This window comes from Pseudomonas sp. LB3P81 (assembly GCF_054897965.1).
Window position 1 is genome coordinate 4,105,159 of record NZ_JBUBVG010000001.1, and the last position, 15,315, is coordinate 4,120,473.

Here is a 15,315-nt window from a genome sequence, read left to right on the forward strand (position 1 = left end):
CATGAAACTCCGTTATCCACAGGTCTTCCTGTTCCTTTGTACTTTTTGCGCGTTGCCGACGCTTTTTGCGGCTGAAAGCACCGTCAAACTCGACACCCCCGTCGGTGGCTGGCGCACGGGTGCCGTCGAGGGCGAAGGTGAAAACTTCCGCCAGACCGTCAACTACCCGGCTTCCTCGGTGAATACGCCGGTGGGACAGGCCAACACCGCACGCATTACCGGCCAGATCAAAGCCACACCCAAGTCCGCAGAGCCGGGCCGGTTGATCGTCAACGGCGTCAGCATGCCGCTGAAGATCAGTTCTGCTGGCCGCTTTGATCGACCGTTCTCGTTCCCCAACGGCAGCAACAGCGTCGAAGTCCGCAGCCCCGATGGCCAACAACGCCATCGCACACAATTCCTCAACGCCAGTGGCGGCGCCACCCCGGCGAAATTGCGAGTGTTGCTGGCCTGGGACAGCGACGGTACGGATCTGGACTTGCACCTCATCACGCCAGATGGCGCGCACATCTGGTACGGCGATCGTGTTGTGCCGAATGGTGCGGCGCTGGATGTGGACGTGACGACGGGGTATGGCCCGGAAATCTTCGCCATGCCTGCGCCGATCAAAGGGCAGTATTTGGTGTATGTGAACTACTTCGGGGGCGGATATCGCAGTGATGAGGACGGGCAGGAGGATGCGGTTCAGCCGCTGACCACGGCGCAGGTTACGGTGATTACGGAGGAAGGGACGCCGAACGAGAAGATGGAGACGTTTCTGGTACCGATGCGGGCGGTGGGGGAGTTGACGTTGGTTAAGGGGTTTAGTTATCCGTGAGGGAGTGATTGTGACAGCGGTGCTGACACTATCCGCTTCACATTTGTCGCAGCAGTGCTGCGACAAATCTATTTAGTCAGCAGGCTGCTGACCGAGTCGGTCCTGCGCATCTTGGTAAGCGACTTCACGCTCGCGCTTTCCAATTGCGATCACAAACACCACAACCTCTTGATCAAGTACCTGATAGATCAGGCGATAGCCGGCGCTGCGTAGTTTTAGCTTGTAGCAATCTGGCAAATTACGAAGTCGATTAGCTTCGATGCGAGGGTTTTCCAACACCTCGGCGAGCTTCTTTTTGAACTGCTGGCGCAAGGTATCGCCCAGTTTGTTCCACTCTTTCAGCGCGCGACGATCAAATTCGAGGCTATAGGTCATCCAGACTTACCTTGACTCGCTGAGGGGCGGCAAGACGTTCTGTGACGACGGCGATGAGTGCTTCATCCTCTTCGCTGAGTAATGCAGCTTTGAAAGGCAACTTGCCCCGCTCGGCGACGTATTGAAGGGTTTGGCGCAGAAGCTCGGAGGGCGTTACCCCGAGTTTTTCCAGCTCGGCAAATGAACGCTGCTTTAGGTCATCGTCGATGCGGATATTGATGGAAGCCATGGTTAGAAGCCTGTAATGACGTTTGTCGTTACGGTAGCAATTGGTACCTAGGCCCACAACCCCTGACTCAGTGTTTTCAGACGACAGGTTGCTTTCTTTCAGGCATTAAAAAGCCGGCTTGTGGGCGGCGTTATTTTTGTAATATTGCCTTATTTTATTGGGCTTTGTTAGATCTTGTGTTCTTGTCCCCCCACTTGTCCCCCCATGCAGGTGCTGCGTAGCCTGACGATCAGTTGCGTTGGTCGATTGTTGCCGTTCGTGACAAATAAAGCTTGGAGGGGACCCTCCGAATCCAGTATCACGGGCGAGCGTGCTGGGAATTCCTGTAGACGATGCAGATGGCTTGATGCATGTCACTGTCAATGCTGAATTCCGCCTATCTCAGGATGATCCAGTGGAGATGGATCGCTACTTCCATCGTGTGAGTTACCTCTTCATGGCAGCGACTAAGGTGTACGGCAATCGCTGTCGTGTATTTGGTTGAAAGTAGAGAGTGAGCTGCGGTGTTGAGGTTGGTATCTTGGTGGCTATTCGCCATGATGTCCAGGCTCCGCAAAGGTCATCAAGGTCATGCACTACCTCTCCAAGGACACTCAGCATTTACGTATCAAGCCGGCAGGCGCACGAATCTTTCGCACTGGTCGCGTTACGGGCAACTGGTTGAAAACTGTACAGGTTGAATGCGCTGTGCTGGTTCAGGATTGTTCGAGCGGGTAAAGTTCAGCTATTTGTTGTAGTGCATCGCAGGGAGGCAGTTGGCAGTCATCGTTGACCTACCCCCCCCACCCTGCGATTTCCCGAATTGTCTCAGCTGGAAGTCAAGGCTTTCGGTCAGTCCTAAGAAAGGAAGTCTTCATGTCGATCAATCAAACAGAACTCTATGACGCACTGCAAGGCTTGACCCAGTGTGAGGATGTGAGGGCAGAGTTCATCTATGGACTCCTGAATGCCTACGGCTTCGCCAAGAGCACGATCACTCAGCTAAGGAACGGTGGTGCCCGTAACGTGGCCAAGATCACTGGTGATGTCGCACTGAAAGGCCAGCTCTATTTTCACCCTGTTCAAGCCGGTGAGGACCTCCACAACATCGTGGAGGTCCTCAGGGGTGGTGATGCTATCAAGGCGCAGAAGATCCGTTTTGTGATTGCGACTGACTTCGATGAGCTGGTCGCTTATGACCTGAAGGCGGATGAGCGCTTGGAAACCGCATTCACTGAACTCCATCAGCAGTACAGTTTTTTCTTGCCGCTGGCGGGCTTGGAGAAGAGTTACATACACAGCGAAAGCGTGGCGGACGTAAAGGCCGCGGAGAAGATGGGGCGGCTGTTTGACTTGATCCGTGAGCGTAACCAGATCACTACCGCTGAGGACGTGCATAGCCTCAACGTCTTCCTGACTCGCTTGTTGTTCTGCTTCTTTGCTGAAGATACCGAAATTTTTGTCAAGCATCAGTTCACCGATGCGATCAAGTCCACGACTCGTGAAGATGGTGAGGACGTTTCGGAGTTTCTTGGCAAGCTGTTTGCGGTCCTGAACGCTACTGAAACAGGTACCCTGCGCCAGTCGATGCCTGCGCACCTGAAAGCTTTCCCGTATGTAAACGGCGGTTTGTTCGAGCAACAGATGACAATCCCCTCATTCGGGGCCAAATCTCGGCGTTTGCTGTTGGAGTGCGGAACTCTGGACTGGTCGCAGATCAATCCGGACATCTTTGGTTCCATGTTCCAGGCGGTGATCGACGAAGAGCAGCGCAGTACCATGGGCCAGCACTATACCTCCGTGAGTAACATCATGAAGGTCATCCAGCCATTGTTCCTAGACAAGCTATACGCGGAGTTAGACCTTTCGCGCGGTAGTGAGAAAAAGCTGCAGGCATTGCTGGAGCGTGTTGCTCAAATCAAGATTTTCGATCCTGCCTGTGGCTCGGGTAACTTTCTTATTATCGCCTATAAGGAGTTGCGCCGCTTCGAGATGGAGGTCTTCCGTGCGCTGAATGACTTCAGTAAACAGCGTGTGATGTTCATGAGCGGCATCAAATTGTCGCAATTCTACGGCATCGAAATTGACGACTTTGCTCATGAGATTGCTTTGCTGTCGTTGTGGCTTGTTGAGCATCAGATGCACACTGAGTTCAAAGTGGCCTTTGGTCACGCGGAACCGATGTTGCCGCTGAAGGCGAGCGGCAATATTGTCCATGGAAACAGCCTGCGCCTTGAGTGGAATCGTATTTGCCCTAATACGGCCAATGATGAGGTGTATGTGATCGGGAATCCGCCGTTCGTTGCATCTGGTAAAGATCGCTCCAAAGAGCAAGATGACGATATGGCCCTGACTTTCCAGGGGTTTGACAGCTACAAGGACCTTGATTTGGTAGCTTGTTGGTTTTGGAAGGGCGCACAGTACATCAATGGCACTCGATCTGAATTGGCCTTGGTATCCACCAACTCAATCTGCCAAGGCGAGCAGGTAGCAATGCTTTGGCCAGGTATCCTTGATCTCGGCCTGAATATCAGCTTCGCATACCAACCATTCAAGTGGAAAAATAGTGCCAAGAAAAACGCAGCCGTCCATGTCGTGATTGTTGGGTTGTCTACAAATCCCTCGAGTCGAGTGATTTTTAAAAACATTGGGAATGAATGGCACGCTCAGACAGTTTCCAATATCAGCCCATACCTACTGGAAGGAGGCAACACCGTCGCTTATGGACGGCGCAAACCAATCGCCCAAGTCACTCCTTTTGCCAACGGAAGTATTGCCGCCGATGGTGGGCACCTTATCTTAGATGCTGCTGAGCGTGAGCAGCTTATCTCCTCTGAACCTGCTTCTGCTAAATGGATTAAGCCCTATCGTGGGGCAGACGATCTTCTTTCCGGAATTACTCGATATTGCTTGTGGCTGGCTGATTGCACACCCGATGAACTGAGCTGTATGCCCGAGGTAACGAAGCGTGTTGAGCGTGTGAAAGGTACTCGACTCCTCAGTCCGAAGGAACAGACGAAAAAAAAGGCGAATACTCCTCATTTATTCACAGAAAACCGCCAGCCCCGAGTAGGTAATTATCTGGCCATCCCTAGAACATCCTCGGAGAACCGAATGTATGTTCCCATTGGCTATGTAGACAGTTCTGTTATAGCTAACAACGACTTGCAAATTATCCCTAATGCGACTCTCTACGAGTTCGGCGTACTTACTTCAACCATGCACAATGACTGGATACGCGTTGTGGCTGGGCGTATGAAAAGCGATTACCGCTATTCCGCCTCATTGGTCTACAACACGTTCCCATGGCCCGAAGCCTCCGAAGCTCAGCGCACGCAGATCGAAGCTCTAGCTGAAGAAGTACTGATGGTTAGAGAGCACTATCCGGACAAATCGCTGGCTGACCTGTACGACCTTAGCTGCATGCCAGATAGCCTCACATCCGCCCACAAGGCGCTAGATACGGCGGTTGAACGACTGTATCGATCCCGACCGTTCCGTGACATCTCTGAACGCCTAGATCACCTGTTTGACCGTTATGAGATGCTGATTGAGCAGGAGCGTCAGCTGCTGGCTGCTCAAGCTGAGACCAAGAAAATCCGTAAGCCCCGCGCATCCAAGACTGCCGCCTAGTAACTGGAAAGGACTCAAGAATATGGTTGATTTGTTGAAGGTGGAGTACGCCCAAACGGGCAAGAGCGCGAACCTGAATGAGATGGGGATGCGCGAGATGCAGGCTCGGGCCTTCGCTTCGCGCACCAGTCAGTACCTGCTGTTAAAGGCCCCCCCAGCTAGCGGAAAATCCCGCGCCCTAATGTTTCTGGGGCTCGACAAGTTGGTGAGTCAGGGACTGCGTAAGGTCATTGTCGCGGTGCCGGAGATGTCCATCGGTGCCTCGTTTCGCGACACTACGCTGACCGAGCATGGTTTCTTCGCGGATTGGTTGGTGCTGCCGTCGAACAACCTGTGCTTGCCAGGTGGTGAGGGCTCTAAAGTTGAATCGTTCCGTCGCTTTATGCAAGCGCCTGATGAGCAGATCTTGGTTTGCACGCATGCGACCCTGCGCTTTGCCTTCGAGAAGCTGACCCCGGCTGATTTCAACGACACTCTGGTGGCGATTGACGAGTTCCACCACGTCTCCGTCGATGGCGATAACCGCCTGGGGGCGCTGATTGACTCCCTGATGAAACAGTCCAACGCGCACATCGTTGCGATGACCGGCTCTTACTTCCGTGGCGACACGGTGCCGATCCTACTGCCGGAAGATGAGGTGCAGTTCGACAAGGTGACGTACACCTATTACGAGCAACTTAACGGCTATCGTTACCTGAAGTCACTGGGCATTGGTTACCACTTTTACCAGGGGCGCTTCATCGATGCGCTTAAGGACGTGCTGGACAGTCGCAAGAAGACCATCATCCATATTCCGAACGTCAACAGCGGTGAGTCCACGAAGGACAAGCACGGAGAGGTCGACCATATCCTCGATGTGATGGGGACTGTGCAGCAGCAAGATCCGAACACTGGGATTATCACCGTTAAACGCCCTGATGGGTCGCAGATGAAGGTGGCCAACCTGGTTGATGACGGCCCGATACGCCCCTTGGTTGTCGAATATCTACGCAACATCAAGAAGGCGGATGACCTGGACGCTGTGATCGCCCTTGGCATGGCGAAAGAAGGTTTCGACTGGCCCTGGTGCGAGCATGTTCTGACCATCGGTTATCGAAGCTCGATGACAGAAATTGTGCAGATCATCGGCCGTGCCACCCGCGACTCTGAGGGTAAAGCCCACGCTCAGTTCACTAACCTGATCGCTCAGCCTGACGCTGAGGATGAGGACGTGAAAGTGTCGGTAAACAACATGCTCAAGGCGATCACTTTGTCGCTTCTGATGGAACAGGTGCTAGCCCCGACTGTCACCTTCAAACCACGCTCGCAGATGAAAGAGGGCGAGAGGGTTGAGCCAGGCACAATCATAATCAATGACGTAACTGCCCCTGTCTCCGATAAGGTCATCAAGATTTTGAATGGCGACAGCGACGACATTATTGCCACGCTGATTCAGAAACCTGAGGTTGGGAAGTCATTGGTAGGTGGTGGGGTTGAACCTGAGGTCATCAATGAGAACGAGCTGCCCAAAATTATTGAGACGAAATACCCTGACCTAACCCCTGAGGAGGTCGAACAGGTACGCGAGGGGGTCCTGACCAAAGTATTGATCGGTACATCTGGTGGACTGTTTGATGAGGCAGACCTCCCTCCGGATGCGGTGATCATTGAGTGCGGCAGTACGGCTGATGGCGCATGCTATCCGATAGAGGAGTCTCGTGGTGAGTACGGCACACAGCCGATCCCTCAGCCCTCCAATTCACCGGAAGGAAGTCGGCAGTTTGTGAAAATGGGCGATAAGTTCATCAACATCGAAAACTTGACTATCGACTTGATTGATCAGGTCAACCCGTTCCACGGCGCTTACGAAATCCTGTCAAAATCCGTGACCCCCGCGATGCTCAAGACAATTCAGGGTGTAGTTGCAGCGGGCCGTATCAACATGACCGACGAGGAAGCGGTGATCCTCTGGCCGCGCATCGTGGCATTCCGTCAAGAGAAAGGACGCGAGCCATCTCTGGTCTCAACGGACCCGATTGAGGTGCGTTATGCCGAGGGGTTGGAGCACATCAAGAAGCGTAAGCGCGAGAAACTTCAGCAACAGCAAGCGGTGTGATTGAGGGCAATGTAATGATCCTTCAGGGTAAAAAACGCCGCGAGTTGAGTTCGCTGGATGACATTTTTGGCGCGTCGGATGATTTTGGTCTACTCAACGTCAAACCACGATCTGTTGCGCCCGGTAAATATGACCTGATGGCTTCTCGGTTTGAAGAGGTCAACCAGTTCATTGATCAGCATGCTCACCTGCCGTCCGAGCACGGTGAAAGCTTGTCTGAACGGCAAATGGCGAAGCGCTTGAGGGCGATCGTGGAGGGTGGCGATCACGCCACTCTAGCTGCCCTAGATCGGCACAATGTACTGGCCGGACGTGAGCTGGACAAAATCGTCACGTCCACAACGCCTGTCCCCCCCGAGGATGTGATGAGCATCGACGATATATTGGGTGGTGATGACTTGGGGCTGCTCGATTTAGGCGATATGAGTATCCTCGACATCAAGCACGTGCCGACTGAAAGGGATATGCCGAATGAGGTAGCACAGCGCACGAAGTGCGAGGACTTCTGGCAGTTTGAGACGATCTTCAAAAAACTGCATGTCGACCTCAAAAGCGGCAAGGCAGAGTCCGTGCGCTTTGCTGAGAACTGGCAGATTACGGTAGGCAACGCCTTCATCCTCAATGGTGTCATGTGCTTTGTGGATGAGGTTGGCGATGAGCACGGGCGTGGTGAGCACAAAGATGCACGGTTGCGGCTGATCTTCGAGAACGGAACGGAGTCGAACATGCTGCGCCGTTCTCTTGGTCGGGCCCTCTACATGGAGGAAACAGGCCGTCGCATACTGCGTGATCGAGACGATACGTTGGCTGAGGCCTTCCAAGATATTCGCCTGACCCATCGTGACCAGCGCACCGGGGTGATCTATATCGTCAAGTCTATGAGCAACAACCCAGCTCTGGCGCAGTTTCCGCACCTGTACAAAATCGGTTACACCGAACTTACGGTAGATCAGCGGATTCGTAATGCAGAGCGTGATATTGCCTTCCTGGAAGGCCCAGTACAGAAAGTGACAGAGTTCGAGTGTTACAACATGAATCCGCAGCGGTTCGAGTCCCTCGTTCACGGCTTCCTTGCAGTTCAACGACTCAACGTGGATTTGGTCGGAAAGGACGGGAAGCACTATCGCCCACGTGAGTGGTTCGCTGTCTCGTTAGAGGTGGCAAGGGAAGTGATCAGCCGAATCATTGATGGAACAATCACGCAGTACCGGATGGACAATACGACAGGGCAAATGGTCAAAAAAAATCGTCAGCTGTCTTGAAGGGCAGTCGCCAACGAAGGCCATTCAAGGCGTTGGAGACGTCATGAGCGGCCACAGCATGGCTGCCAATCGTCTCCGGGCATTTAAGGTCAAAGGTATAGAATCCGCAATCGGCTCAAGCGTGGAAAAAGCACAATGAAAATTTCATCGATACATGCAGAGTCTGTTGGGCCTTTGAGCGGTGAGCCAATCATTTTCCAGAATGACTGGACCGAAGAGTTGGAGTCAAAAATACTCCTGACCGGCCCAAATGGTTGCGGAAAATCAACCGTTTTGCGTGCAGTCGCTACGCTGTGGGAAGCACTGGGTTACTGGCTGGATCAGCGCAAGGCTCTGCCGCAAAAACATGAATCCAGACAATGGCTACAGCGCTGGGAGGGGATCGCGGTAGTTTTTGAAAATCTGCAGCCCTTTACATCTGACTCGGTAGGGTTGGTTTTTGGAAATATGGATTGGGTGGAGGCTATGCAAGCCAAACACTCGAACACCCATTGGATTGGCGAATCAGTTGCCAGAACCGGCAAGCCCGGCCAGCCAAAGCGCTCCTTGTATCTTCCCAAAGAAGCCTGGATTGAAAAATGGTCTGAAAGTCGCAAGCAATTGATTCTGTCCCACGAGAAGGTCGACGCCCCGAACCTGATTTACCTGGATGCGGAAGAGCGGCGCTGGGTCTCACCCAAAAGAAATGTTTCTGAGCCTTTGCCCGACATTCTGACTCAGCGCTGGCTTGCCAAGTATGTAGTTTCTGAGGATTGGCGAGGTCAGTTAGAGGCGTCGCTTATAAATTTAAAGACAACGCAGCTTCACAAGTTCCATGAAGTGATTAGAGGACTTAACCAGTTTCTTGTCGGGAAAGAGATTGACCCCGACATCAAGCCGGGTGAGGGGCGGTTACGCGTGAAGATCAATGGAAAGCGCGGCGTTTACCACTCGTTGGATGAGCTCAGCGCTGGTGAACACCAGGTGCTGATTCTCCTCTATCTGCTGCATCGCTGGCTGCAAAAAGGTGGAGTTGTACTGATCGATGAGCCCGATTTGTACCTGCATCCATCACTGGTCGCACCACTACTGAATGCAGTAGAAAAACTTATTGAGAATCACGGTGGTCAGCTAATTATTACCTCTCACTCGGTAGATGTTTGGCAGCGTTACGAAAGCCAAGGGATGCGTATTGAGCTCCACACCAAAGGAGCTGATGCATGAGCAAGCTGGAAACCCGTATCCGCGAAATCAAGGAACAGCAGATCGGTAACTCCAGCAAGCGTGTGTTTTTGCTGGAGGGAGTGGACGACGTTCAGGCCTTTGAGGTTTTTTTGGGGAAACGCCATCCAAATTTCGGAAAAGATTGGGTGCTGGCTTCGGCAGGTAAAAAGCAAAACGTCATTGATATCCTCGTGCAAGAACCGGATTGGCTGGGATTGGTGGATCGCGACGAGTGGTCTGACGAGAAAATAACCGAAATAGCCCAGGCAATGGAAAACCTGATTTTCTTGCCTAGATACTGTATCGAAAACTACTTGGTATTACCCCGCGAACTATGGAGTGCCCTGCCCCCAAAACAGCAGCAAAAACTCACGGGAGGTTTTGCCCAGCTGGAACAGTTGGTTTTGCAAGATCTTGATCGCTGGGTAAGTCACGGTGTGTTGTGGTCAATTGTCAATCCATTATGGGAAGGGCTACGCTCATTGGGTTTCAAAGAGAAGCTGCTTGATCCTGATATCTCTTTTGATCATGGGGAAATACTCAGGGTCCTGGCTGAATGGCATCAGTTCATGGAGCCAAATGACATCATGCAGCGATTTCGGGACAAGCTGGAAGCGGTCTCACGTTTATCACTGACCGAAAAGCTCGCTCGCCATGTTCATGGGAAAAAATTCTACGAGGCGGTAATAGATAGATCGCTGAATGATTTACTCGGCCAAAAGTCAGCAATTGATAGGCAAAAGTCCATTATCAGATTTATGAGCGTTCCTGACGACCTTGATTTCGTATGGGAGCGAATGGGGTTGAATTGACAGGTAGTACCAGAGAAATATGTTATGGGCGGACGCTTAGCAAACGGCAGAGTGAGACTGTCTCTGAATATTTCGCGCTCTGAGGCCGCCAGCACGGAAGCAGCGCAGCAGGCCAAGATGCTGATAAAGACGAACATCAAATCCAGAAAGCGTAAAACGGCTATGGCAAGCTCCTCGTAGAAAAAAGGTATGAGCTGCGGCAAAGACAGCTCATGCCGACGGTTGAACTTGGTGGTCGTGCTTTTAAAGGTAACCCCGTTCAGCCAAAGACACGCACCCTTCATGGCCCACGACCACATGATCTAAGGTCCGTGTACCGACCATGTTGAGTGCATCTTTGAGAATTGTAGTCAACTTGCGGTCAGCCAGGCTGGGCTCCGGGTCTCCGGAGGGATGGTTGTGAACCAGGATCACCGCCGCTGCGTTATGCTCCAAGACAATCTTGACCACCTCTCGTGGGTACACGTTGGCACCATCCAGCGTGCCTCTGAACAGCTCCCGAAACCCTATTACTCTGTGTTTGGTATCGAGCAGTAGCAGAGCAAAGACTTCGTACTCATGGTATTGCAGCAGTGTTTGTAGATGGCTGAATACTTGCCTGGGCTCAGTCAAGGCCTGTCCTTTAGATAGACGACTCATCGCGAGTTGTTGAGCCATCTGTAGGATGTCGGCCTCGGTGACCGGGGATTCCATGACGTAGGTACCGGTCATTTCGCCAGCCCTGAGTTTGTGATATTTCATGACTGTATTCCTGTACGAATTAGGGAGCACGCTGGGGAAGTTGAGAAAAGCGTTACTGGACCGAAGGCCTGCTGTTGTGCCACATGGCTTGCGACTCCAACTTCTGAGCCAGTGAGGGGGTGGCAGGTGCTGTCCGTTGGGCTTGGGGCTCTATTGGGCTGGGCTGATCTTCAATGGTGGGGAAGAACTCCTCGACAATGGCCCCGGTGTCCTCCTCGCTGTCTTCAAAGGCCCCATTGTTAAAGCCCTGCCGGGCCGCGTGATCTAGGGCGCTCTGGTCAAATCCCGCGGCTTGCCGGGTTTCCTCCAGTTGCTTGGCTTCCAGCAAGGCATCTTCCATGCTCAGGCCGCTGCGCACCGTGATGTCCACGTAGAAGATCGGCGTGCCATGGCTCTGCCGGGTGGACTTACCGCGCAGGCGTAGCTCCAGTGGCAGGCAGGCTAGGCGGTTGCCGGAGATTGCTTGCAGGTAATGCAGGCGCGCTGCCAGGGTGCGGATGCTGTTGAAACCGGTGGTGCGAAACACAAAGCTGCCCAGCGGATCATCATCGCCAATCACCACGTTCAGCCGACCGTAAGGCTTGCAGGCATTGCCTTGGGCCAGTGAGCAGCCATCCGGTGAAGGGCAGGGCAGCGACTGGATGCCGTCCTTGGTCAAACGCTTGCAGGTCTCACCATTGCCGACGCACAGCGGTCTGCCCGTGTTACGGTCGAACAGGCTGTAGTCAGCGCGAAAGCTCAGGTCCGGCTCGTTGAACAGTAAGTGGATCGGAATGCTGCGCAGCTTGCCGCCCTGACCATTGCGCAGTTCTTCGTTAAGGGGATGCAGCAGCCAGCCTTCACGGCTCTGTACCTGCGAAGTAATGGTGAACTGGTCGTCCTTTTCCGGCAGTCGTTTGCCGTTTTTCTCCACGACCTTCCCGATGGAGATACGTCCGAGTACCGGAGGGGTGATCGCCAGACCTTTGAGCATGATGAATCTCCTGCAACTGATAATAAAAAAGCCACCGGGACGTAAACGGTCCAGGTGGCTTGGGTGACGGGGAATGGTTCAGCTGATCAGAAAGCGGCGACTGCCTGTTTTGATCTTGGGGTAGCGGGCATGCAGGTAGGGTTTATCCTTGAGCATCTGTTCGACATCCAGACCAATGCTGTCCTTGGACTTCTTCCAGCTGATATAACCTTCAGCAAACTCTGCGCGGGTGGCTTCACCAATGGCCTGCTGCAGGACCTGCTTGAGCTGCGCCTCACGCGTCTCCTGCTGGTTAATGCTCTGGCGAACAGCTTTGAGCTCCAGGTAGGTGGTGGCCAGCTCCGTGTGCTGACTGAAGTCCAGGGTCCGACCATTGTCCTCGGGGTAGAGGCAGCGCAACGCCGCTTCTGCTGAGTCAGTACCATCGGCCTGCGGCGGGGTATCACTGATCACGTAATCCCAGAACAGCCGCTCCAGGTCGATCAGCCGAGCAATCAGCGCCTCGTCGCGTTCGATGCGATGGATTTCCAGGTGTTGACCGCCGAGCAGTACCGCCACATCCGCCGCCTGTTTGCCAGTCACGGCGAGCTGGTGCATGACTTGCAACTGCACATACTCGGGCACACCCTCCTTCCAGAGGCGTGCGCCATTTATGCCGGCGGTTTTGCATTCGAGGATCTGCACCTCTGGTGCGCCGATCACCTCACGGTCGATGTTGGCCAGCATCCAGCTCAGTTGCGGGTCTGGGTGTTGCAGTACGGCATTGATTCGTCGGACCCGGTGGCCACTGCGCTTGGTGTAATGCGCCGCCACGATAGGCTCCAAAATGTTGCCCCAGTAAGCCGGGCTTTCCTCATCCTGCGGATCGAGCTTGGGCAGTGAGGTATCACGCCCGGTTTTCTCCATCCACAGTTCCAGCTGGGATTTGTACGGGTTAAGCCCTACGGCAGCGGCGGCATCCGAGCTGCCAATGCCTTGTTTACGCACGGCCAGCCAATCCTCTCTTGGTAGCTGTTTGGTGCCCACCAGGCGCAACGCCGGACGGGGTTTGCTGCTGGGTTGTTGCAGAGTTTGCGTGCCCATGATGTTTTCCTGTGCGGCATAAAAAACGCCTGGCCAGCAGAGGCTAACCAGGCGCTTTAACGGTTGAGTAAGTGAGTGGAGCTAGGCGGCTAGTTGCAGTGCGGCCTGCAGGGCGCGTTGTTTGATGACAGCACCTTGGCCAAACCAAGCTGAGTCCATGCGGTATTCGGTACTGCGAGCCCGTCGCTCGTGATCGACGTACTCGGTCACCGCGTTGAGCAAGCCCCATGCAGTTCCTTGGGCCGATTCCAGTGTGGCGCCGCGACCTTCGCCTTCGTACAGGCTTTGAACCTTGCGCAGTGCGCGCTCGTTCGGCAGGATTTCGGGCAGTTTGCTATTGGGGGTTACGTCACACAGCACGTTCATGAAAAAGCCCATCGCTTCATGCCACTGCACTTTGCGTTCAGCCAGTACCCGCATTTGGTACATGAACTCGTCCCATTGCGAGACGGCGATGCCCAGCTGCTTTTTCACTGTTTGCGGATCGAAGCGGGTGTTGTGCGGCACCTTGATCGCGTGGGTGGTGCCATCCAGGGCGATGGTCAGCGTGTTGTTGCAGACCACGCGCACGGTGGTAGGGGTGGCGGTGGTGGCCAGCGTCCCGTCACAGGACGTCGCCAATAACAGATAGCCGTTGACCTGATCGTTGCCCTTCAACTCGGTCGATTGACCGGTGCGTGCCAAGGCCCAAAACTTGCGGCCACCCTTTAGCACGCCAGCGGTTTCCAACTCGTAGCCGGAGACCTCGGTCAGATCCCGGTAGAACTCTAGGACTTCACGCGGTTGCACGATTTGGTAGCGGTTGGATACGACGGAAAGCGGTGCCTTGGTATCGGAACGATATAGCACTTTTTGTTCCGGGAACGAGTGGATGGTGCCCAGTGGGCCAATGCTGTCGGCCTTGAAGTGAACAGGACTTTCTTGAATCTTCCAGTCCATACCCGCTTCACGCTGCCAGACTTCCAGCGGTTGTTTGGGGGAGAGGCGACTGCCCAGGCCATGCCAGGGCGTAGCGCCAACGTAAGCCATTTGTTCAACGAGATGAGCCATGGGAATGATTCCTTGCGAATGAATGGAAAAGAGCGTCGTTTCATCAACAAACGACGCCTGTTCACAACGACTTAACGATTGACGCTGAAGCTGTAACCGCAGTGCAAACACTGGTAATTATTAAGGGCTTTCTCATCGATCTGTTCGCCCAAAGTTGCACCGGCTATTCCGCCAGCCACTCCACCAAACAGTCCTCCGAGTAGTGCTCCAGCAATACTGCCGATAGCAATCCCGACTGGCCCGCCAACCACGCCCAGTGCTGCACCGACTTCTGCACCCGACAGCGCTCCGGCAGCGCCACTCGCAGCCCCGCCAGCGGCACCAATCAGGCCTCCCGCTTGTTTGCCGATGTTTTTAGTAACCACACGTCCTGAGTTACAGCTTGGGCAAGGGGTATACATATTGTTTCTCCATAATTGATTGCTTGAGTGTTTTTATAGTTAGAGGGTTGTTGTTTGCTTGTTCTAACTGATTGAAGCTGGAGTTCATATTTGTAATGTGTGTTTGAGATAAATTTAAATAGACTATTTGCGATAAATTAATGAGTGAATATTTGTAAAAGTTTATATTCCATAAAGCTATAAGCAAAAGACTAATTATTCTATTTTGGTCTTTTCAATGTGGTCGACTTGGTTCTCTAACCCATGCGCCAGTTAGTACTTGTGAGGTTGGTAGTGATGGTTGGGTTGGTTCTTGTGTGTGGGATCACGGGGCGGGTTCACGCTGTGTATTTCTATACGTAAGCACCTTTCTGCACGCATTCAGGCAGACCATTTACAGTCCACCTCGTAGCAAATTCCACTGACGAGAGGTGCACGATGGACGCAAAAGCTCACACGCAAATGAGGGTGCTTCGGTTGAAGCAGGTACAGGAACGTATTGGTTTATCGCGGTCGACTATTTATGACCGGATGAATGTTGCCTCACCTCGTTACGACAGCACGTTCCCCAAACCGTTGAAGATCGGATGCTCTGCCGTTGGTTGGCTGGAGGAAAGCGTGAATGATTGGATTCGTTCAAAAGTGGTTGAGGCCAGTGTCTGATGTCAATGAATCAATCAATA

Annotated in this window: 14 protein-coding genes; 7 read left to right on the top strand and 7 right to left on the bottom strand. The window is 53.4% G+C overall.

Annotated elements, in window-relative coordinates:
- Nucleotide 1: 1 nt before the first annotated feature.
- Nucleotides 2-817 carry a YfaP family protein gene (locus ACYZTL_RS18970; RefSeq protein ID WP_461953037.1) on the top strand — a complete coding sequence of 272 codons (816 nt, stop codon included), beginning with the start codon at nt 2-4 and terminating at the stop codon, nt 815-817.
- Between the two features lie 72 nt (nt 818-889).
- Here the strand turns inward: ACYZTL_RS18970 and ACYZTL_RS18975 are convergent, their stop codons facing one another.
- The gene (locus tag ACYZTL_RS18975; protein WP_461953038.1) at nt 890-1,192 is read right to left on the bottom strand and encodes a type II toxin-antitoxin system RelE family toxin; all 303 of its coding nucleotides are present in this window, start codon (nt 1,190-1,192) and stop codon (nt 890-892) included.
- A complete protein-coding gene (locus ACYZTL_RS18980; RefSeq protein ID WP_054616768.1) occupies nt 1,182-1,421 on the bottom strand; it encodes a type II toxin-antitoxin system RelB/DinJ family antitoxin in 240 nt (79 codons plus the stop codon). Before ACYZTL_RS18980 ends, ACYZTL_RS18975 begins: the two co-directional genes overlap by 11 nt.
- 855 nt (nt 1,422-2,276) lie before the next feature.
- On the opposite strand from ACYZTL_RS18980, the gene ACYZTL_RS18985 reads away from it, so the two are divergent.
- The 5 genes from ACYZTL_RS18985 (at nt 2,277) to ACYZTL_RS19005 (ending at nt 10,405) form a co-directional block, all read left to right on the top strand.
- Nucleotides 2,277-5,033, top strand: a complete 2,757-nt coding sequence (locus ACYZTL_RS18985; protein WP_461953039.1) for a class I SAM-dependent DNA methyltransferase — start codon at nt 2,277-2,279, stop codon at nt 5,031-5,033.
- Between the two features lie 22 nt (nt 5,034-5,055).
- Nucleotides 5,056-7,128, top strand: coding sequence for a DEAD/DEAH box helicase (locus tag ACYZTL_RS18990; protein WP_461953040.1), 2,073 nt, complete (start codon nt 5,056-5,058; stop codon nt 7,126-7,128).
- Between the two features lie 14 nt (nt 7,129-7,142).
- Nucleotides 7,143-8,390 (top strand): GIY-YIG nuclease family protein, encoded by a 1,248-nt coding sequence (locus ACYZTL_RS18995; RefSeq protein WP_461953041.1) that lies wholly within the window; start codon nt 7,143-7,145, stop codon nt 8,388-8,390.
- Between the two features lie 135 nt (nt 8,391-8,525).
- Complete coding sequence (locus ACYZTL_RS19000) at nt 8,526-9,593, top strand: ATP-binding protein (protein ID WP_461953042.1); 1,068 nt, start codon at nt 8,526-8,528, stop codon at nt 9,591-9,593.
- Nucleotides 9,590-10,405: a hypothetical protein gene (locus ACYZTL_RS19005; protein ID WP_461953043.1), complete on the top strand. Its 816-nt coding sequence runs from the start codon at nt 9,590-9,592 to the stop codon at nt 10,403-10,405. The genes ACYZTL_RS19000 and ACYZTL_RS19005 overlap by 4 nt, the downstream gene beginning before the upstream one ends.
- Before the next feature lie 243 nt (nt 10,406-10,648).
- Here ACYZTL_RS19005 and radC read toward each other — a convergent pair whose 3' ends face one another.
- The 5 genes from radC to ACYZTL_RS19030 form a co-directional block, all read right to left on the bottom strand.
- Nucleotides 10,649-11,146, bottom strand: a complete 498-nt coding sequence (gene radC, locus ACYZTL_RS19010) for a RadC family protein (protein WP_461953044.1) — start codon at nt 11,144-11,146, stop codon at nt 10,649-10,651.
- A gap of 52 nt (nt 11,147-11,198) precedes the next feature.
- Nucleotides 11,199-12,119, bottom strand: coding sequence for a recombination directionality factor (locus ACYZTL_RS19015; protein ID WP_461953045.1), 921 nt, complete (start codon nt 12,117-12,119; stop codon nt 11,199-11,201).
- Between the two features lie 78 nt (nt 12,120-12,197).
- Entirely contained in the window at nt 12,198-13,202 is a 1,005-nt protein-coding gene (locus tag ACYZTL_RS19020; RefSeq protein ID WP_461953046.1) for a YqaJ viral recombinase family nuclease, read from the bottom strand.
- Nucleotides 13,203-13,283: 81 nt separating this feature from the next.
- Complete coding sequence (locus ACYZTL_RS19025) at nt 13,284-14,252, bottom strand: DUF932 domain-containing protein (RefSeq protein WP_461953047.1); 969 nt, start codon at nt 14,250-14,252, stop codon at nt 13,284-13,286.
- Between the two features lie 71 nt (nt 14,253-14,323).
- Nucleotides 14,324-14,653 carry a hypothetical protein gene (locus tag ACYZTL_RS19030; RefSeq protein WP_198919423.1) on the bottom strand — a complete coding sequence of 110 codons (330 nt, stop codon included), beginning with the start codon at nt 14,651-14,653 and terminating at the stop codon, nt 14,324-14,326.
- Nucleotides 14,654-15,094: 441 nt separating this feature from the next.
- Between ACYZTL_RS19030 and ACYZTL_RS19035 the strand changes: the two genes are divergently transcribed.
- Nucleotides 15,095-15,295, top strand: coding sequence for an AlpA family phage regulatory protein (locus ACYZTL_RS19035; protein ID WP_233146709.1), 201 nt, complete (start codon nt 15,095-15,097; stop codon nt 15,293-15,295).
- The last annotated feature ends 20 nt before the right edge of the window (nt 15,296-15,315 follow it).